This window comes from Chryseobacterium sp. C-71, assembly GCF_020911865.1.
GTDB lineage: Bacteria > Bacteroidota > Bacteroidia > Flavobacteriales > Weeksellaceae > Chryseobacterium.
This window is the reverse complement of the sequence record NZ_CP087131.1, coordinates 2,336,914-2,356,747: the sequence shown is the minus strand read 5'-3', so window position 1 is coordinate 2,356,747 and position 19,834 is coordinate 2,336,914. Positions and strand designations below refer to the sequence as shown.

Here is a 19,834-nt window from a genome sequence, read left to right as displayed (position 1 = left end):
TTAAATTTTATAAAACTGACATGTAAACAGAGTTCTGACTATCGGAATTTGCTCCTACTTTGTTGAGATTGTAATTGTATTGCTTCTTACATTCTTCTATCATTTCCTGTTTTACAGATTGAGAAACGGCTAATTTTTCACTCATAAATGTGATCCAGCCCTGCATATATTCTGATGCGTAGAGTTTGTAATCTTTCGTAGGAATAATCACTCCGTCGATAATATTCTGAAGTTCTTCAATTCTGCCTTTTGCTTTGGCAATCAGTTCTTTGATGCTTCCGATGCTGTTTCTGACTTCTTCTTTTTGCTTTTCAAAATCAACGATTCTTTCCTGATGAACCAAAATGTCTTTTTGTCTTCTGATTTGTTCGTTTTTGATCTTGTCTTTTTCTTTATGTTCTTTCATCACAAAATCGAAAACCAATCCCCAAATGATATACACTATAAATCCGGCGAAAATAATTCCCCAAAACTGATTCTTGGTAAATGCTATTTTGAGATCGAATGGAAGAGACTCAAAAGTTTTGTTCAGTTCGTACAATTTAGATTCAATTTCGTAAGCCAGAATAGCATCGAAAACAAATGTGATAATGAATAATAATGCGATTTTAGCGTAATTGCCAAAGCTTTTGTTTTCTCCAAACATATGGATCAGATATCCCAAACCTAAAAACACAAACGGAATCAAAGTAACAAAAGCCCCTTCCAGCGGACCTTCAGACCAGGCTTTGTTGAAAGCCTGTGCGTCTAAAACACTTTGAATGATATTTCCGTTCGCATCAAAACTTTTGAAAAACGCAGAATACGAAGTCGAAATATAGAAAGTGAAAAGGTATAAACTGATCGGAATTAAGAGAATCAAACCAATCCAGAATTTTGTGGAAGCACCTTTTGTTGCGTTTACGCTGTACGCTTCGGGATTTCTCGGAAGATCATTGATTTCAAATTTCAGACCTTCAATTTTATCCTGAACATTTTTAATGTCTTCATCAATGTTGTTGAGCTTTTCTTCTTTGTTGTCTAAAGAAACGGTCAAACCTTTAATTTCGGTTTCCTTGTTTTTCTGTTCGTTCAGATAAGGTTCTTTTAATTTACTCTGCTTTTCAACGAGCTGTTTTTCTTCGTTTTGAAATTTCGAATAGATCGCATCAAGGCAAATGGACAAAGCAGTGTGATTTCCGCTGTTTCTTGTCCCGTCTCTGTAGCCAGATTCGTGATACGTTCGTTTGCGACTTTCTTCGGTTGATTCGTTGTCTACAGGTTCAGTTGTCGGAAGCTGATTTTGATTTTCTTCAGCCGGAACAGTTTTTAACCTGAAAAGATTTTTAATATTTGAGGTCATGGCATTCATGGTAATCAGTTTTTTAAGTCATTAAGAATATCAGTTTTGGTTTTTCCGTTTTTTACTGCTTCGATGAAATAATCGGCAATATCTTTTACGTTTTCTTCTACGAAACCGAACATTCCGACATATTTTTTTAAAGCAGAATATTCATTTTCAGAAACAATTCCATCTGCCCAGATCATTATCGTGAGATCGTAGAGATATTCTACTTTTTCTTCAATTGTTTCCGGAATCAGAGATTTTGAATTGATTGGATTCAGAAGAATTTCATCTAAATTTTTTGAAGATATTCCTCTTTCTTCGGCTGATTTGTAAAGCATTTTTAATTCGAGCGGACTAAAATCGTCGTCGCAAATTGCCATTTGATATAATCTTAAAAAATGAGCTTTAAGATTTTCGGGTATTTGTATTGTTTCCATAGTTTTATTTAATTATTCGGTCTCTTGTTCTTGGGATTTCTTGGTGCTGAATGTCGATTGTTTCCGGTTCTTTTATTTTTTTTCTTGGAATTAAACTGTAGAAATAGTAGAGTAATAAAAGTCCGACAATGCAATCAATGAAAATCCAAATAGGCTTTAAATAAAGGTAAATCGGGTTGAAAAGAATGAAGATCAAAACAAAAGTGATGAACCAAAATCTTCTGGTTTTAAACTCATTTACAATAATCACGAATGACATGAACGAAACGATGATCCGAAGAAAAGTGTAATAGCCAATCGGTAGATCGATAATGCCGATAAAACAGCATAATGAAGCTATAATGATGAGGTATTTCATATTATTAGTTTTATAATTTTGCCGGACTTTTATTGTGAATTAGTTACAGCCTGAACAGTATGATCTGTCTACATATTCTCTGCTTCTTCCCGCCATGTAATAGCAGCCACCTCTTTTTCCTACATACAGCGTATGTCCATTGTAAGTACAACCTCTATTCGCTGTTGATTTTGATTTTCTTGCTTTTCTTTTCTTCTTCTTTTGTTTTTGAGCTGAAATTTCAGTTTTTGAGGTTGAAGAATTTGTTGATGCTGAGAAAGTTGCAGGTAATAATAAGCCTAAACCTAAAAGGCTTGTGAGTAGTAGTTTTTTCATGGTGATTATTATTTAATTTAAGAATAATTTTCTAATGTCAAATGAAGCTGATTTCTGAAATTATAAATCTCATCTAAACTATTCAGCAAAATCTTTTCTCCGGCATCTTTTCCGTTATGAAACGTTTCGAGATATTTGTTTGCAGTATTGAAATGCAGTCTGCAAAGTGGTTTTCTGTTGTTGTCATCCAATAAAATCCCGAAATATGACAATGTGTCTCTGTAAGCAATTCTTTCAGAAGGAATTTTTTCTCTCAATATGGCTTTTACAATTTGGAATCCTTCGAGTTCTTCCTCTGTTGTGGCAATTTTCGAATCATTATTATCGTCAATCAATGTGGAGTTGATTACTTTTTCTTCCTGTTTTTCAATTTGTTCGTTGATGCTTAGAGCAGATTTTAATCTGAAACTTATGGATTCGTTGATTGATGTCGCTAATGCCTTTTTAGTATATTCCTTAAAAGCAATCATTCGGTTTGCGGTTAAAGGTTTTTCAAAAAAACGATTCACTAAAAGCTTTACAATTTCATCGGATGGATTTTCTATTTCTTTCTCAAATTCTTTTCTGATGGCTCTGATGTATTTCAAAGCTTCTGCAGAGTCTAAAATACTTTCAAGATTGTAATCTTTCTTGGTGAAACTCTCCAGTATTTTTATCGAACTGTCTTTAATATCTTCAATATTGATGGTGAAAAAAGGCTTTTCGTCCATAATATTTGGCTTTTCAAGATCAGTGTAGAAATTGTAGATAATTCCGTTGGTAAGAACTCCGAATCTTGATTTTGAAACATGAAAATAGCGATGAAGCTGAGAATTATGGGCATCTGCACTTTCTTTCCAGTGTTTGCATTCTATAATAAGAATGGGCTCATCATTTTTTCGAATGATATAATCTATTTTTTCACCTTTTTTGGTTCCGATGTCACAAATATGTTCCGGAATTACTTCTGTCGGATTGAAAATATCATATCCCAAAATCTGAATAAAAGGCATTACAAAAGCGTTTTTTGTAGCTTCTTCTGTTCCGATCTGGTCTTTTAAGCCAACAACCTTTTGATGTAATTGCTCAAGTTTAATTTTAAGATCCATAGTTTTAATTTTTAAATTGTCTCATCAACTGTTTCTGCTGAAGGAGCATTGGATTTAACTGAGGAAATGCCAACTTCCATTGAAGCTTTCGAACTGTAATATTGGCTCTTACCAATAATTTCTCCGTTTCCAGCTTTCAAAACAAAATAATCTTTGCTGTTAACTGTAACCCTTCTCTCATATCTCGCATCGTTTTGAGAATTGATTTTTACAGATTCTATTCCTTTCTGGCAAGATGATTTCTGTACGTAGCCTTCACTCATTAAAATAATTTCTCCGTTGTTGGCTTTTAAGTTGAATTGATATTCTTTGTTTACTCTTTGAGTGATTACAAATTTTCCCATGATTTTAGTTTTTACAGCCGTTTTTATCGCATGTTATTTTATCAGAGGTATTTGTCCAATGGTCAGAATGAACTGTTGTATCGGTTCCGCATCCTGTTGTTCCTCCTTTTTGTCCTTTGTGAACGATTGCTGTTGGTGTGTGTTTTACATTCATAATAAATATTTTTTACATTGTTTTTAATACTCCAAATGTATAACCCTTTTAAAACCAATCCTTACGGGAAACCATAAAATGAAAAAACCTTTCAAAAAAATGAAAGGTTTTTAATAAATATTTTTTTAATTCTAAATAATTCCCCAATCTTTACAAAGAGCAACGAGTTGCTCGTTACTACTTATTTCCAAAGATTCTTTCATATTATTGAGAGCTTTTTCCACACTGCTTAAACTTGATGGCTTAATATTGTTTTCCTTTAAATAATCGGGAATGTTTTTTTGCATCATACCTTCTGATAGCAGCTTTACCAGAGTGATCTCAAATCTTGTAAAATCATAAGAGTTTTTGGTTTTTATTGAATTTTTGACATTGGTTGAAATATATTTTTCATTATTATAAATGGCTTTTGTTGCCCGTTTCAATTCTTTAAGATCTTCACGCCCTTTTGATACGAAACCATTGATTTCATGTGTCTTGAAAAGATCGTCTACTATTTCAGCACGATCTTCTATTGAGAAAACAATGATTTTTATAGCGGATTGTTCACCTTTAATAGTATTGATGAGTTCTCGACCATCGTTGATATTCTGCTTTCGGTGGTCTTTGACAAACGAAAGGTCGGTAATAAGCAGATCATAAGGGTTTTTCTCACGGATGCTTTTTTTGATCTTCATAAATGCATCATCACAATACTGAACATTGTCTATGATCTCAATTTTTAATTCTTCAAGAGCTTTCTGAACGGATGAGTTGTAACTTTCGAAATCTTCTGCTATTAGTGCTTTTTTAAACATATTGTTAATTTTTTACTGGAAATGACAGGTTTATTTTTAAACCACTTTCTGTCTTCGTGTCAAAATTAATTGTTCCGCCAATAGAATTTATACGGGATTCCGTATTTTGCAAACCATTTTTAGGAGAATGTGTTGAAATTCCTACGCCATTATCAGAATATGAAATGTTGATCAGTCCATTTTCCCGTGAAAAATCAAGAAGAACTTTATCGGCTTTGCTGTGTTTTTTCATATTGGTCATGAGTTCCTGTAAAATATAAAAAATTTCAACTTTAGAATTGTCCGGAATGTCTTCCCATAAAGATTCTTCATTGCCTATAATCGGAACTTTAATTGTTTCTGAGGAGTAAGATTTTAGCATTTGAGATAAGTGCTGTGAGAAATTATGCTCAAGAGCAACATCATTTTTTTCATAGGATATATCGCGCGAAATCTGATAAATTCCATCAAGTTTATAAAGCAAAACTTCTTTATTCATATTCTCAGTATTTTCCACTTCCGACATTACATGATAAACCTTATTGGCTACTTTATCATGTACTTTTTTGGATGTTCTTATTTGTTGTTCTTGTAAGCGGTTTTCAGATTCCAATAACATTCTCTGTTTATGTTTTTTGTAATAAAAAGCACCAGCAATTAAGGTGAATAATAAAGCAATTATTCCAATATTTCTTTGTAAAACTTCAACCTCTTTCTCAGCTTTCTCAGTCTTTAGCTTTTCTACATCATAACGGATGATAGCAAATTGATTTTTAGCTTTGTTTCTAGTTGTTTGAAGTGTACTGATAATAGAATTGTATTTTTTAAAGTTTATAAGATAATTGTGGGAATCTAACTCTATTATTTTTCTTAAAGCTAATATTTGATTACTTGGGATTTTTATATTATTTGCTGTTTCAAGCATTTTTTTGGCAAAATATAACGAACTATCGCTGTCTTTTTTTATAAAGTATTCAGATAATGTTTCATAACTTGAATTTAGACCTTCTAAATCATTTTTTTTAATTCTGATTTTCAGTGCTTTATGTAGTTGAGGCAAGGGATTGTAATTTTCATTGTCAAGATATTTTGATTTTGCAAGATTGTTTAGTGCTTTTGAATAGTAAATACTGTCCTTACTGACAACTGCTTTTTCTAAATATTTTTCAGCTAATTTGTATTTCTGTTGAGTTATTAATACATCGCCAATATTGTTATAACATAGAAATTTCGCTTCCTCATTATCAATATATTTTAAAGTTTTAAAATAAAATTCTAAAGATTTTTCAAAATTTCTGAGAAAATTAAATGAGAGGGCAATATTATTATAGTTTGTGGCTAGTGTACTTCTGGTTGTACTATCTTTTTCTCTTTTAAGAAAATTGTTAGCCTCTAATGATGATTCAATTCCTCCAAAAAAGTCCCCATTTTTTGTCTGAATTATTGCCATGTTGACTAAAGATTTTCCAACATTTAAAGAGTCATTAGTTTTTATATAATTACTTTTAGCAATGTTATAGTAATAAAAAGCTGAATCAGTTACTCCAGAGTCCCTAAATTTTTTTGCTTTTTGATAATTAAAGTCACCGACGTTAGACTCTATTTTATTTCTATTACAAGAAAATATAATCATCAAGAGAATAAATGCTATTAAGGAATACTTCATGATATTTAGTTTTTAATGCAAAATAATAAAAAAGGACAGATGTACAATCTGCCCTTTAATTAAATATTATAAATTATGGTCTTGGAGGTGGAGGTAATTGTCCGGAGTTTCCTGTTACAGGCTCTCCATCATCACCAGTTCCCGTTCCCGGATCAAAACCTGTTCCTCCGGAATCCTGCGTTGTCACTGTTCCTCCGTTATTATTATTGCATGTTGCATTTCCGTTATTGTTTCCGAATGCTAAGCCAAGTAGCATTAAAAGTATTTGAATCATTTTGTCAAAAAATTTATTGTTAAAGCATTCGTGTTCTTCCCTGCGAAACAGATCGCAGACAGTGTTACACGTTTAAAAAAATTGAAGCGCTTCTAAATTTTTTGGGAAGTGAACCTTCAAAAACGGAAGAGAAACATCTGCTTCCCAACCCGGAGTTTTCTTCCGTTTTATCAGGTGATTTTGAAATCAGTTTTGTAAATTTGTTTTTTGTAATTGTTTGTTTATCACTGATTTCTTTAGCAAATTTGCAACAAAAGGTAACGCCAGTGTTAGACAAAACATAGACATCGATGGACAATAAATGGACAGGATTTGATTATGGAAAACCGTAATGAATTATGATTGAAAATCACCTATTTTGTAATGCTCTTAAAAACTAATTATGTCCAAAAGAAAACTACTAATTCATGAAGTATTTCAAAAGATTAAATCTAAATCTGAAAAGGATACAAAGAACGGATGGGCGACAGATCTTTCTGATGATATTGAAAGGAAGTTGGGTTTTATAATATCTGTGAAAACACTTTCGAGATACCATGATTCATTTATTACGGGAATAAAAGAAGAAACGGGTATAGAAACTTTAATCTTGAATAAACTGAGTGAGTATTTAGATTACAAAGACTTCACGGAATTTTCAAGAACTTTTACAAAGAAAGATGATGAAGCCAATAAAACAACAGTCAAAATAAGCGTTGATAAAGACGAGGAATCTTTAACGGAAAAGCTTTCCAATATCATTATCAATATTACGAATGAGCAAAATTTCAAAATGCCCGAATTCATAAAGAAAAACGGAATGGGAATTATGGAGATTGTGCTTTTGATATGTTTTACGACGGGAACCGTTGCCTTTTCCAAGAAGCCGAATAATCAAATTCAAGGAATTGCGGGAATTTTAGAACCTCAACCGCAATGTATGTATTGGGATAGAAGTGAATACAAACTGGTAGATTGCCAGAATAAAAATCCGATTTACAATCACAAGATTTCTTTTGATTATGAAAAGATGACCTATTTGAAAAGAATTGAAAGAAAAGATACTTTGACAGTGGAAAATGCTTACGGAAAAGTTTGGTATTCAAAGTATAATGGGGTAGTGGAGTTTTTTACAAATGATGGAGTAGATCCCAATAATGGTAGAGAATTAAGAAAAGCCACAGAATATATTATTGATAAATACGCTGGAGTTATAGAAGAGGAAGTTGAGCAATAAAAAAAGCGAAGATTTCTCTCCGCTTTAATTTTTTATTCTGAATCTGTCAACATTCCGAGTTCTCCGAAATGTTTTTTAAATTTTTGAATTTTTGGACCGACTACTGCACTGCAATAAGGTTGGTTTGGGTTGACATGATAATATCCTTGGTGATACTGTTCTGCCGGCCAGAATTTTTCAAATGGTGCCAACTCTGTCACATATTTTCCAGGCCATTTTCCTGAAGCTTCAGATTCTTTGATAGAATTTTCTGCTCTTTGTTTTTCAGCATCATCTTTATAGAAAATTACCGAACGGTATTGAGTTCCGATGTCATTTCCCTGTCTGTTAAGCTGTGTAGGATCGTGAAGGAAAAAAAATACATCCATCAACTGATCATAAGAAATAATTGCCGGATCATAAGTTATTTGTACCACTTCAGCGTGTCCCGTTTCTCCGGTGCAGATTTCTTCATAGGTTGGATTGTCTTTATGCCCCCCAGAATATCCTGAAATTGCAGATTCTACACCTTTTAACATATTAAAACAGCTTTCTACACACCAGAAACATCCACCTCCGAAAGTAATTTGCTGTAAATTATTTTTATCCATTTTAAATTGATTGTTTGTTTAAGTCATTCATTCTCATACCTATTTTAGGTTGATTAAAAACGTATCAAAAATAAGAAAAAATTGAGCCAAAATTGAACTTAAGAATGGTCTAAACACAAATCGCACTGATAGATTTCACAAATAATCACCAATGAAAATCATTTAAATATTGAAAACAAAAAAGCATCCTCAAAAGAGAATGCCTGATATATTTTATTTACTTGATTTATTTTTCCCAAACCAAAGCACTTGCTCCTAAAATTGCTGCGTCAGCTTCGTCCAATTCACTGAAAACCAATCTAACTTTATTTCTGAAAATTGGTAAAAGATTTCTTTCCATGTGAAGTTTTGCAGGTTTTAAAATAAAGTCTCCTGCTTTTATTACGCCACCGAAAAGTAAGATTGCTTCCGGTGAAGAGAACATGACAAAATTGGCCAAAGCTTCACCCAATTTCTGACCCGTATATCTGAAAACTTCTATGGCTACGGGATCGCCTTTTAAAGCACATTCATGAACGGTTTTAGAGTTGATGGTGTCTTCAGGATATTGATTCAGCATAGAATCCGGGAATTCTGCTCTCATTTTTTTTGCAGTAATGGCAATTCCTGTTGCAGATGCATACGCTTCAAGGCTTCCTTCAGATCCTGTGCTCCAATGTTTTCTTCCGCCTGGCTTTACAATGGTGTGACCCAATTCTCCTGCAAAACCGTCATGACCGTAGATTAAATGTCCACTTGAGACAATTCCGCTTCCAACGCCTGTTCCCAGGGTAATCATGATGAAGTCTTTCATGCCTCTTGCAGCGCCGTACATCATTTCACCTAAAGCTGCAGCATTGGCATCATTGGTCATTTTGCAAGGCTGCCCGAATTTTTCAGTCATTAAGTCTGCAAACTGAATCACGCCTTTCCATGGAAGATTGGGTGCCTGCTCGATGGTTCCTCTGTAATAGTTTGCGTTAGGAGCTCCTACACCTATTCCTTCCATCATTTTATCTACACCATGCTCATCGATCAACGGTTGAATTTTTTCGTGTAACGCATCGATAAATGCTTCCGGCGTATCATATTGATCGGTGGGAAGTGAACCTTTTGCTAAAATCTGGCCTCTGTGATTTACTAAACCAAATTTAGTATTGGTTCCACCGATATCGATACCTAATGCAACCTGTTTTGACAAATCTATTACTGACATTTTCTTATTGTATAATTTCGAGGCAATAAATTTATAAAAAAGATTGTATTAATAATGCTTAATGTAGAATATTATTAAAAAATTATGAGATCGCTTTTTTCACCTTTTTTCTTCTTCCCCACCACACTAAAAATCCGGTTACAGGAAGTGAAGCACAAATTAAGCTGACAATAAATGCAATGATTTTGGTTGGTAATCCTAAGATTGAACCTACGTGAATATCATAGTTGGCTCCTACGGCTTTTTCACCAAAGTTTTTGTCTTTCATATCGTGAGTATGTAGAAGCTCACCAGAGTTTTCGTCAAAAATCAAACTGCTGCTTTTATGATAAGAATAGGAGAGGTGTTTTACATAAACCTCAAAATTCGGATGTTCATGATCATCCATATGGGGATGTCCTAAATCGATTGCGAAGCCGAAAGATTCAGGATATTTTGCTTTTACCGTATTGCTGATTTTGTCTAAAGTGCCTTCGGTTCTCAACTCAATCGGAGCTTTTGTTTTAATGGATGTGAAGTCCGGGTAAGCTGTACTTCCACCGGAAAAGATAAAATAAAATGCCGCCTGAACAACAAAAAAGGCATAGAACAAGCCTGTTAATGAAAAGATTAATGCAAAAATAGATGCGTAAAAACCTAATACATTATGAAGGTCATAATTTTTTCTTTTCCAGCTTTTTACATTTTGCCATTTGAATGAAAAACGTTGTTTTCTGGCTGCTTTATTTTTAGGCCACCACAAAATAATCCCTGAAATAAGCATAATGACGAATATGATTACCGGAATTCCTACGACGTAAGTTCCCCATTCCTGTTTCAGTAAATAACTCCAGTGAATCATTTTTACAATCTGAAAAAAGCCGTTTTTTTCGTCGTAAGTCTGTAAAACTTTCCCGTTGTATGGATTGACGTAAGCCACCTTGAAAATAGGAAATTCTTCAAAATAATTCCATGCTTTCGGATTGTGCTCGTACCAATAAAACTGGTAAGACATCTTTTTATCAATCGGTATATTGACCCAATGCACGGGATATTTTTCTTTCACTTGCGCCACCACCGATTTTTCTAAAACTCTGATCGGAAGGATTTGTTTCTGATCAATATTTGGCTCATTATGATAGATAACCTCTTTTCTTGTAAAGTTTTCGACCTCGTCTTTGAATACATACAAAGCACCGGTAATGGAGATGATAAAAATCAAAAATCCGATTCCCAATCCGAACCATAAATGCAGTTTCCCTGTCCATTTTTTGAAAAGACTTGGTTTCTTTTTGTGGTGATGTTTTTTCTTCATGAATTCCTAAAGTTGTGCAAATATAAGATTTTCTGTTTTTATTTAGATTAATTAAAATCTGTATTCAACCATGAACGTTCCACGCATTCCTAATGAGTTGGTGAAGTCTGCGTCTCTTGCTGCCCACCATGCAATTGCAGGCTGGTACATTTTGTTGAGCACATTTTCTACTCCTAAAGATACTTTCCAGTTTTGGTTAACATCATAGCTCGATTTAAAGTTGAAAACCGTGTAGCCGGGCACTTCACCTTCACCATAAACATACAATCCTGTTTTTGCATTTGGGTCAAACCTGTCTTGTTTGAAGGCATTGAGCATATCTACTCCCACGGATAATTTTTCTGTAGGTTTTACCTGAACATATGCTAAAACTTTCGGTGCAGAAATTCTGCTGTTATTAATTTTTGTTGAATAATCTCCGTCATCTTTTACAGAAGTGATTCCTTCCATCCAGCTGTAACTTCCTCCGAAATTGATCCATTTTGCAGGAGTGAAGTGTAAAAATCCTTCTATACCATACACGACTTCGGGAGATCTCTGGATTGTTAACGCTCTGTCTGGACTTTGGATGAATGTGGCTCCTAATTTTGATGTGCTTACATAAGAAGTTACTTCGTAATTTAACCATTTGGTAATTTGTCCTGTTGCTCCCAATTCGTAGTTGTTGACGATGATTGGTTTGGTTTCAAGGTTGGCGATGGTATCAGAAGTCGAGGTTCTTAAAATTCTTCCCAACTCGTTAATTGAATATGCTTGTGAAAAACTTCCGAAAATATTGATCATCGGGTTGATGTTGTAACGAAGCCCAAGATTCGCAACCAATGCATTGTATTCCAGCTCTCCGCCTGTTACAAAAATACTTTTGGTGAAAGTTCCGTCGGCTTTTAGTGATGAAAGAGTGTTAAAATCACCCACCTTTACTTTCATGTTTTCATAGCGAAGTCCTCCTTTGATGGTTAATTTCTTTAATAAATCAATTTTCACCAATAGGAAAGGGGCAATGTTGGTCATTTCCATATCCGGAGTCCAGTAACGGCCGTCTTCGAGTTTCTGAACGGTTTGGTCATTCAGGATATCCACTCCATAGATTACTTCTCCCTGAGAATTTTTAGCATTCCACAATTGAGTATCCAAATTAAGCCTTGCTCCTTTTTTATTTGAAATAACATTAGACTGACCTCCGTTCAAGAAAGTGTCGCTATATCCGTAAACGGTTCTGAAATCCTGCAGATAAAGGTTGAGATTGAGTGAGGTGTTCCAAAATATATTCTTATTGTCGTAGCTGATTTTAAAATTATGATTTCTTGGTGTTCCTTGCGGTGTTGTGTCTAAGTTTTTGCTTTCACCTTCACCAATCGTTGGGATTGAACCATATTTTCCTGTTTTTAAACCTAAATTAAGATCAGATTTTGAAGCATAACCAATGTAAGACGCTTCAATTCTTTGATTTTCATTAAAGTTATAGCCTAATTTCAACATTCCGTTGTAGTTATCCATTTTTGCAGGACTGTACGTTGGACTTAAATTGATTCCATCTGCATCTTTCATGTACCCAGTTCTTTCGTAAGCGAAAAAAGCTACATAATCGAATTTATCTGTGATTTTTCCGGATAAAAACTGACTGGCTCGGACACCAAGAGTTCCTCCGTAAGGCTGTCCGGTAATGCCAACTTGAGAAATTCCGGAAATCTTTTTATCTGATTTGCTTTTTCTTGTAATGTAATTGATAATTCCTCCGTCTGCACCGTTTCCATAGATTGATGAAGCACCTTTGATCACTTCAATTCTTTCGATAACAGTAGGATCAATTACTCGTAAGTCTCTCGCTCCGTTTCGAAGCGGTGTAGATTGCGGAATTCCATCAATTAATACCAAAACCTGGCGTCCTCTCAACGTTTGTCCGGTATTTGAAGTCTGTCCTGAGCTTGTCGCCAAACTCGGAACCGTATACTGTAAAATACTTGTAATATCTGAGTTAACCGTTAATTGCGACTGCACCTGCTTTTCACCGACAATCGTAACTGAACTTGGTATTTCTTTGATGTTTTCGCTTTTTCTGGAAGCCGTCATGACCACTTCGTCTACGTCTTTAACCTGTAAAGAATCTTTTTGTTGAGCAAATGTTGTGACAGTAGCTAAAGATGCTACAGATAAAATGATTTTCTTCATGATTACGCTTTAATTCCTTTTTTCTTTTGTTTCCCCAGCCATATTAAAAATCCCGTTACAGGCAGTGATGTGCAGATCAGACCTGCGATAAACCAAATAATCTTTCCTATGAATCCGAAATAGGATCCTGTGTGAATATCATAATTGGCGTAAGCATATTTCTCTGCGGTGTTAAGTTCCTGATGAGGTTTATTAGATAATAGTTTTCCTGAGTATTTATCAAATGCTAACTGATTTCTGATGGCAAATTTTCCTTCTTCACCATAGACGGTCACCGGAATGTTTTTTAAATCTTTTCCTTTTTTATTTTTTCCGTTTAACGGAATTCTGAAACTTGACGAGCTTACATATAATTTCTTGGTCTCTCTAGCGGTAAGATCAAAAACCAAGTTGTTTTTTGCTAAAAGTGAATCAGGAGATTTAGCTTCTTTTTCTTTAGGCAAATCAACCGAACCGGATAATGTAAAATTGAATGCATTTTTCACCCAGGGATATGCGAAATAAATTCCTGAAAGGCTCATGATTAAAGCAATAAATGAAACATAAAATCCTAAAACATTATGAAGATCGTAGTTTTTACGTTTCCAAGTTTTTACGTTCTTCCAGTCAAACGAAAAACGTCCTTTTCTCATTTTTTTATTTTTTGGCCACCATAGAATGATTCCCGTGATGAGCATGATGATAAACAGAACAACCGGAATTCCTACTACATATTTTCCCAAGTCAGCCTTTAGTAACAAACTCCAGTGTATGGATTTTAAAATAGGGAAGAGGTCATATTTTTCATTATAAATCCCCAGAATTTCTCCAGTGTACTGGTTTACATAAACCAATTTGTTGATTTTCACTTCATCAAAATAATTCCAGGCTTTTTTGTCTTTTTCGTAGTAGAGAAATTCGTAAGATTTATTTTTATCTAAAGGAATCTCCACAGAGCTAATCGGATATTTTTCATTTACCTCTAATGAAACTTTCTCACGAAGCACTTCAATAGACATAGGCTTTGCAATGATGGATTCTTTCTTAACATAGATCGCATCTTTCCTAAGGTGACTCTGAATCTCATCTTTGAAGACATACATCGTACCCGTCAAAGAAACGATGAATACGATGATTCCAACAGATAAACCAAACCACAAATGCAGTTTGGCAGACCATTTTTTTATAAACGAAGATTTCTTTTTATGATGATGTTTCTTCTTCATATAAAAAAAGCTAGCCATTGGCTAGCTTTTAAATATTTAAAATTTGTAGTTTAAACTAAGGGATAAGGTTCTTAATCTCTGAGGAGTTACCGTTGACCATCCTGAATAGTATTTCTTATTGGCAATGTTATCCAGTTTTAAGATCACACTATATTTATCTTCATTAAAAGAAAGTGCCGTATTAAAAATTGCATAGCTTGGAATAGTAAATGTTCCGATTCCAGCTCTATTTAATGTGTAAAGGTTACTTGCAGAATTTGCTCCGAAACCTACACCAACGTTTCTTAATGCACCATCTTGAACTTTATAGTTTGCCCAGAAGTTGAAAATGTTTCTCGGACCTGCTTCTTCAGGGCGGTATCCTACGTAAGTTGGATCTCCTACAGTAACTTCACTGATGTTTTGGCTGAAACCTGCAATTACATTTAATCCTGCAACCGGACTTCCTACTACGCTAATTTCAAAACCTTTACTTTCAACCTCTCCTCCTTGAATACTTGCCAAAGGATTGGTAGGATCTGCCATTACTTTGTCTTTTACCAAAATGTTGTAATAACTTGCAGTAACTGACAATTTATCTTTAATCAAGCTGGCCTTTGTTCCTACTTCCCATTGATTGGCATGTTCAGGATCAAAATATACAAATGACTTATTTCCGCTTAGATCTGTATTTTCTACAGGCTCAACATTTTGGAAACCATTCATGTAATTTGCAAAAATGGAAAGCTTATCTTGAATTGGCTGATAAACCAAACCTAATTTTGGAGAAAAAGTTGTTGTGTTTTTAGATTTCTCTACAGCATAAGCTGTTGGATTTCCTGTAAAATAATCCATTCTAACGCTTAACATTGCAGATAAATTAGGAAGAATGTTGACAACATCTGAAACATATGCGCTGTAAATTTTAGTTTCCATACTTCCTATTGCTTGAGAAGTTGTTGCCAAAGCGTTATCTACAGCTCCTTTGTTTAACATTCCTGCACTAGTGTCTGATTGGTTAATCAATGAGATGGTTCCAAATCCTGCCCAACCTGTTCCGCCAAGCAAAAATTCTCTTTGGAAATAATCTAAACCAAATAGAAGTTTATTTTTCACATTTCCAATATTGAAGCTTCCTACAAAATTTTGTTGAATTGCTGTTGTGTTCGTTTCTCCACCTAGTTTTGAGATAAATCTTGTAAATTCATTTCCGTTTGAAGAATCCCACAAATAATGATTGTATCCATCAGTTTTTGTATTTCCTCTTGAAACGATGGTGCTTGAAGTCCAGTTATCTGAAATTTTATATTGAGCTTGAGCTTGGATGTTGAAGGAAGAATTCTTAATGCTTAAATCATTTGAAGTGTAAGAATTTTTGTAATTCTGCTCAAATAGATCAATAGAATTAAAAGAAAGCGGACTGTATCTGCTTAAGAAAATCATAGGTGCATTTGCTGCGTCAGACTTCTTAATTTCAGTATTTACGAAGAAAGTCAATCTGTTATTTACAACGTATTTAATTGATGGGTTTACATAGATAGATTCGCTGTAACCTGCATCCTGAAATGAGTTTTGCTTTTGGTATGCTGCATTTACTCTTGCGTACATATTTTTTCCTACTGGAGTATTTACATCCGCTGTTACCCTGTTTAGACCGTAGCTTCCCGTAACGTATCCTACTTCACCTCCGAAATGATTGTATGGTTTTTTAGTTACAACATTTAGCAATCCTCCGTAAGAAATTACGCTACCTCCGTAAAGTGTTCCAGAAGGACCTTTGATTGCTTCAATCACTTCAATTCCTGCAGGATCTAAAGTTCCGTTGTTGAATGCAGGCATTCCGTTGATAAGATTTGGCTGTAAAGAAAAACCTCTCATAGAGTAATATTCTCCTCCGTCATTTCCTCTACCTGTCGATTCCCAAAGTCTTGCAATACCAGTAATGTTTTTAAGAGCATCATTAAAGTTTGTAACAACCTGCTCTTTAATTACGTTTTTATTTACAGTATTATAAACCTGAGGATTTTCAATATCTTTTAGTGGCATTTTGTTTGCCGATTGACTGTCTTTTGTCAAGTATCCGGTAACAACAACTTCATCAATTTCATTAGATTTTATAGTATCTTTTTCCTGTGCAAACGATAACATAGAGCCTAAAACCGATGCGCAAACCAATAGCTTTTTCATGAAAGATTTATTTTTTTGCAAATATATTGTTTTTAATTATTCTAAATTAGCATAAATTGTGATTTTTATCAGATTATTAATATTTATTCCAAATAAAAAGTCCTGCTGAGATTTTCAACAGGACTTGATTTTATATAAAAATAAATTCTATGCGGGAATTTCTCCTCTGTATAAGAATGATATAATTTCTTTGTTCATTTTGTCAACCATTTCGCTGAACAAATGGAAAGATTCTTGTTTGTAAATTACCAACGGATCTTTCTGCTCGTAAACAGCTCCTTGAGAAGATTTTCTCAAATCATCCATTTCACGAAGGTGAAGTTTCCAGTTTTCATCGATGATAGATAAAGTAATATTCTTTTCAAAATCATTGATTAAGCTATCACAGTTAGTATCGTGAGCTTCTTTCAAATCGGTAACGATCGTCAAAGTTTTCACTCCGTCTGTGAAAGGAACCTGAATCATTTTAAACATTGAACCCTGATTCTGATACACATTCTCGATAATAGGAAATGATTTTTCTTTCAGAAGATTCAGCTTCATATCATAGTCAGCCTGAGCAGCTTTGAAAAGAAGGTCTGTCAATTCAGGAATTTGTTTAGATTTAAAATCATTTTCAGAAACCGGAGATTCCATGGTGAAGTTTTTAATCACTTCAAATTCAAAATCTTTAAAGTTTCCGGTTGCTTTACCTTTAGCCACGATAGAATTTGAAACATCAAAAATCATGTTGGTGATATCGTACTTCAGGTGATCTCCGAACAATGCGTTCTTTCTTCTCTTGTAGATTACATCACGCTGCTTATTCATTACATCATCGTACTCAAGAAGTCTCTTTCTTGTTCCGAAGTTGTTTTCTTCTACTTTTTTCTGAGCTCTCTCGATAGACTTAGAAATCATAGAATGCTGAATCACTTCGCCATCTTTATGACCCATTCTGTCCATCATTTTAGCAATTCTTTCAGAACCAAATAAACGCATCAGGTTGTCTTCCAAAGAAACATAGAACTGCGAACTTCCCGGATCTCCCTGACGTCCCGCTCTACCTCTCAACTGTCTGTCAACACGTCTAGAATCATGTCTTTCTGTTCCGATGATCGCTAAACCACCAGATTCTTTCACTTCTTTTGAAAGCTTAATATCGGTACCACGACCCGCCATGTTGGTTGCAATCGTTACAACTCCCGGCTGACCAGCTCCTGCAACGATTTCTGCTTCTTTCTTGTGAAGTTTCGCATTCAACACCTGGTGCTGAATTTTTCTTAACTGAAGTGCTTTTGAAAGCAACTGTGAAATCTCAACTGAAGTCGTACCCACCAATACTGGTCTTCCGGCAGATGTTAAGTTTTCAATTTCTTCAATTACAGCGTTGTATTTTTCTCTGTTGGTTTTGAAAACCAAATCCTGCTTATCATGTCTCTGAATAGGACGGTTGGTAGGAATTACCACCACATCTAATTTATAAATCTGCCAAAGTTCGCCAGCTTCAGTTTCTGCTGTACCCGTCATCCCCGCAAGTTTGTTGTACATACGGAAGTAATTTTGAAGAGTAACCGTTGCAAATGTCTGAGTTGCTGCTTCGATTTTCACACTTTCTTTAGCTTCAATCGCCTGGTGAAGTCCGTCAGAATAACGTCTTCCTTCCATGATACGACCTGTCTGTTCATCAACGATTTTCACTTCGCCATCGATCACTACATACTCATCATCTTTTTCAAACAATGTGTATGCTTTCAATAATTGGCTCATCGTGTGAACACGCTCAGACTTTTCAGCAAAATCAGAGAATAGTTTTTCTTTAGCTTCGAATTCTTCTTCTTTAGATAAATTTTTAGCTTCTACTTCAGCAATCTCAGTTCCGATATCCGGAAGAACGAAGAAGTTAGCATCAGAGTTACCCTGAGACATATATTCTACACCTTTATCCGTCAAATCAACCTGATTGTTTTTTTCTTCAATAACGAAATATAAATCCTGATCTACAATCGGCATATCACGGTTGTTGTCAGCCATGTACTGAGCTTCAGTTTTTTGAAGCAATGCACGGTTTCCGCTTTCTGATAAAAACTTAATTAACTGTCTGTTTTTTGGTAAGCCTCTGTAAGCCTGAAGCAATTTAAATCCTCCTTCTTTAGTTTTTCCAGCAGCAATTAATTTTTTAGCTTCATTGAAAATTGCAGAAACGGTTTTTTTCTGAACTTCAACAATTCTGTCGATAGAAGGTTTAAGAACATCAAATTCCTGTCTGTCTCCCTGAGGAACCGGACCAGAAATGATCAAAGGTGTTCTTGCGTCATCCACCAATACAGAGTCAACCTCATCCACAATCGCAAAGTTCAATTCTCTCTGTACCAATTCTGAAGGGGAAGCCACCATGTTGTCTCTTAGATAATCAAAACCAAATTCGTTGTTGGTTCCGTAAGTAATATCTGAATTGTATGCTTTTCTTCTTCCGTCTGAGTTGGGTTGGTGATTGTCGATACAGTCGATAGACATTCCGTGGAATTGGTACAAAGGTCCCATCCAAGCGGAGTCACGCTTTGCCAGATAATCATTCACCGTTACAACGTGTACGCCTCTTTCAGGAAGTGCGTTTAGGTAAATTGGAAGTGTTCCTACCAAAGTTTTACCTTCACCTGTTGCCATCTCAGCAATTTTACCGCTGTGAAGAATCACACCACCAATAAACTGAGTATCATAATGTACCATGTCCCAGTTTACAGGTGTTCCTGCAGCGTCCCATGAGTTTTTCCAAACTGCTTCATTTCCTTGAATTTCAACGAAATCTTTAGTTGCAGCAAGTTCTTTATCCCAATCTGTAGCCGTTACACGGATTTCTCCGTTTTGAGCCCATCTTCTAGATGTTTCTTTGATCAACGCAAAAGCTTCTGGAAGAACCTGTAAAAGAACTTTTTCTTCAATCTCATAAGAATCTTTTTTCAAAGCTTCTATTTTAGAGAAAAGAGCTTCTTTCTCATCAACATTTTTTGAGTTTTTGATCTGCTCTTTGATTTCTTCTATCTGAGTTGTAATCGTATTGGTCGCTTCTTTAATTTTAGATTTAAATTCAGCGGTCTTTTCTCTCAAACCATCATCAGATAATTCTCCAATGGCTGGCTCAACAGATTTGATTTTTGTTACAACTTTTTTTACTTCTTTTAGGTCCTGCGCTTTTTTGTCTCCCAAAAACCCTTTAAGAACTTTATTTAAAAAACTCATAGAATTTGTTTTAAGCTCAAAACCTCAGGCTTTAAGCATAT

General features: G+C 34.7%; 18 protein-coding genes. 1 reads left to right on the top strand and 17 read right to left on the bottom strand.

Annotated features, from left to right (window positions below; translation table 11 throughout):
• Positions 1-7: 7 nt before the first annotated feature.
• The 10 genes from LNP04_RS10760 to LNP04_RS10715 form a co-directional block, all read right to left on the bottom strand.
• The gene (locus LNP04_RS10760) at positions 8-1,351 is read right to left on the bottom strand and encodes a beta-carotene 15,15'-monooxygenase (protein WP_229982975.1); all 1,344 of its coding nucleotides are present in this window, start codon (positions 1,349-1,351) and stop codon (positions 8-10) included.
• A gap of 5 nt (positions 1,352-1,356) precedes the next feature.
• Positions 1,357-1,764 carry a hypothetical protein gene (locus LNP04_RS10755; RefSeq protein ID WP_229982974.1) on the bottom strand — a complete coding sequence of 136 codons (408 nt, stop codon included), beginning with the start codon at positions 1,762-1,764 and terminating at the stop codon, positions 1,357-1,359.
• Positions 1,765-1,768: 4 nt separating this feature from the next.
• Positions 1,769-2,122: a DUF6804 family protein gene (locus LNP04_RS10750; protein ID WP_229982973.1), complete on the bottom strand. Its 354-nt coding sequence runs from the start codon at positions 2,120-2,122 to the stop codon at positions 1,769-1,771.
• 39 nt (positions 2,123-2,161) lie between these two features.
• Entirely contained in the window at positions 2,162-2,437 is a 276-nt protein-coding gene (locus tag LNP04_RS10745) for a hypothetical protein (RefSeq protein ID WP_229982972.1), read from the bottom strand.
• A 17-nt stretch (positions 2,438-2,454) separates the two neighbouring features.
• Positions 2,455-3,525, bottom strand: coding sequence for a type I restriction endonuclease (locus tag LNP04_RS10740; protein ID WP_229982971.1), 1,071 nt, complete (start codon positions 3,523-3,525; stop codon positions 2,455-2,457).
• An 11-nt stretch (positions 3,526-3,536) separates the two neighbouring features.
• Positions 3,537-3,869, bottom strand: a complete 333-nt coding sequence (locus LNP04_RS10735; RefSeq protein WP_229982970.1) for a YegP family protein — start codon at positions 3,867-3,869, stop codon at positions 3,537-3,539.
• Between the two features lie 4 nt (positions 3,870-3,873).
• On the bottom strand, positions 3,874-4,023 hold the full coding sequence (locus LNP04_RS10730) for a hypothetical protein (protein ID WP_164998560.1): 150 nt from the start codon (positions 4,021-4,023) through the stop codon (positions 3,874-3,876).
• A gap of 131 nt (positions 4,024-4,154) precedes the next feature.
• Positions 4,155-4,820 carry a response regulator gene (locus tag LNP04_RS10725; protein ID WP_229982969.1) on the bottom strand — a complete coding sequence of 222 codons (666 nt, stop codon included), beginning with the start codon at positions 4,818-4,820 and terminating at the stop codon, positions 4,155-4,157.
• A 4-nt stretch (positions 4,821-4,824) separates the two neighbouring features.
• The gene (locus LNP04_RS10720; protein ID WP_229982968.1) at positions 4,825-6,465 is read right to left on the bottom strand and encodes a hypothetical protein; all 1,641 of its coding nucleotides are present in this window, start codon (positions 6,463-6,465) and stop codon (positions 4,825-4,827) included.
• Positions 6,466-6,538: 73 nt separating this feature from the next.
• The gene (locus LNP04_RS10715; RefSeq protein ID WP_229982967.1) at positions 6,539-6,739 is read right to left on the bottom strand and encodes a hypothetical protein; all 201 of its coding nucleotides are present in this window, start codon (positions 6,737-6,739) and stop codon (positions 6,539-6,541) included.
• Between the two features lie 382 nt (positions 6,740-7,121).
• On the opposite strand from LNP04_RS10715, the gene LNP04_RS10710 reads away from it, so the two are divergent.
• On the top strand, positions 7,122-7,955 hold the full coding sequence (locus LNP04_RS10710) for a hypothetical protein (protein WP_229982966.1): 834 nt from the start codon (positions 7,122-7,124) through the stop codon (positions 7,953-7,955).
• Positions 7,956-7,987: 32 nt separating this feature from the next.
• On the opposite strand, the gene msrA is transcribed toward LNP04_RS10710, so the two are convergent.
• From msrA to secA, 7 genes are all read right to left on the bottom strand, one after another.
• Positions 7,988-8,545 (bottom strand): peptide-methionine (S)-S-oxide reductase MsrA, encoded by a 558-nt coding sequence (gene msrA, locus LNP04_RS10705; RefSeq protein ID WP_229982965.1) that lies wholly within the window; start codon positions 8,543-8,545, stop codon positions 7,988-7,990.
• A 226-nt stretch (positions 8,546-8,771) separates the two neighbouring features.
• Positions 8,772-9,740, bottom strand: a complete 969-nt coding sequence (locus LNP04_RS10700; RefSeq protein ID WP_229982964.1) for an ROK family protein — start codon at positions 9,738-9,740, stop codon at positions 8,772-8,774.
• Between the two features lie 82 nt (positions 9,741-9,822).
• Positions 9,823-11,034, bottom strand: coding sequence for a PepSY domain-containing protein (locus tag LNP04_RS10695; protein ID WP_229982963.1), 1,212 nt, complete (start codon positions 11,032-11,034; stop codon positions 9,823-9,825).
• A gap of 51 nt (positions 11,035-11,085) precedes the next feature.
• Entirely contained in the window at positions 11,086-13,203 is a 2,118-nt protein-coding gene (locus tag LNP04_RS10690) for a TonB-dependent receptor (RefSeq protein ID WP_229982962.1), read from the bottom strand.
• Between the two features lie 2 nt (positions 13,204-13,205).
• Positions 13,206-14,426: a PepSY domain-containing protein gene (locus LNP04_RS10685; protein WP_229982961.1), complete on the bottom strand. Its 1,221-nt coding sequence runs from the start codon at positions 14,424-14,426 to the stop codon at positions 13,206-13,208.
• Between the two features lie 18 nt (positions 14,427-14,444).
• Entirely contained in the window at positions 14,445-16,574 is a 2,130-nt protein-coding gene (locus LNP04_RS10680; RefSeq protein ID WP_229982960.1) for a TonB-dependent siderophore receptor, read from the bottom strand.
• 147 nt (positions 16,575-16,721) lie between these two features.
• Positions 16,722-19,793 carry a preprotein translocase subunit SecA gene (secA, locus tag LNP04_RS10675; protein ID WP_229982959.1) on the bottom strand — a complete coding sequence of 1,024 codons (3,072 nt, stop codon included), beginning with the start codon at positions 19,791-19,793 and terminating at the stop codon, positions 16,722-16,724.
• Positions 19,794-19,834: the final 41 nt, after the last annotated feature.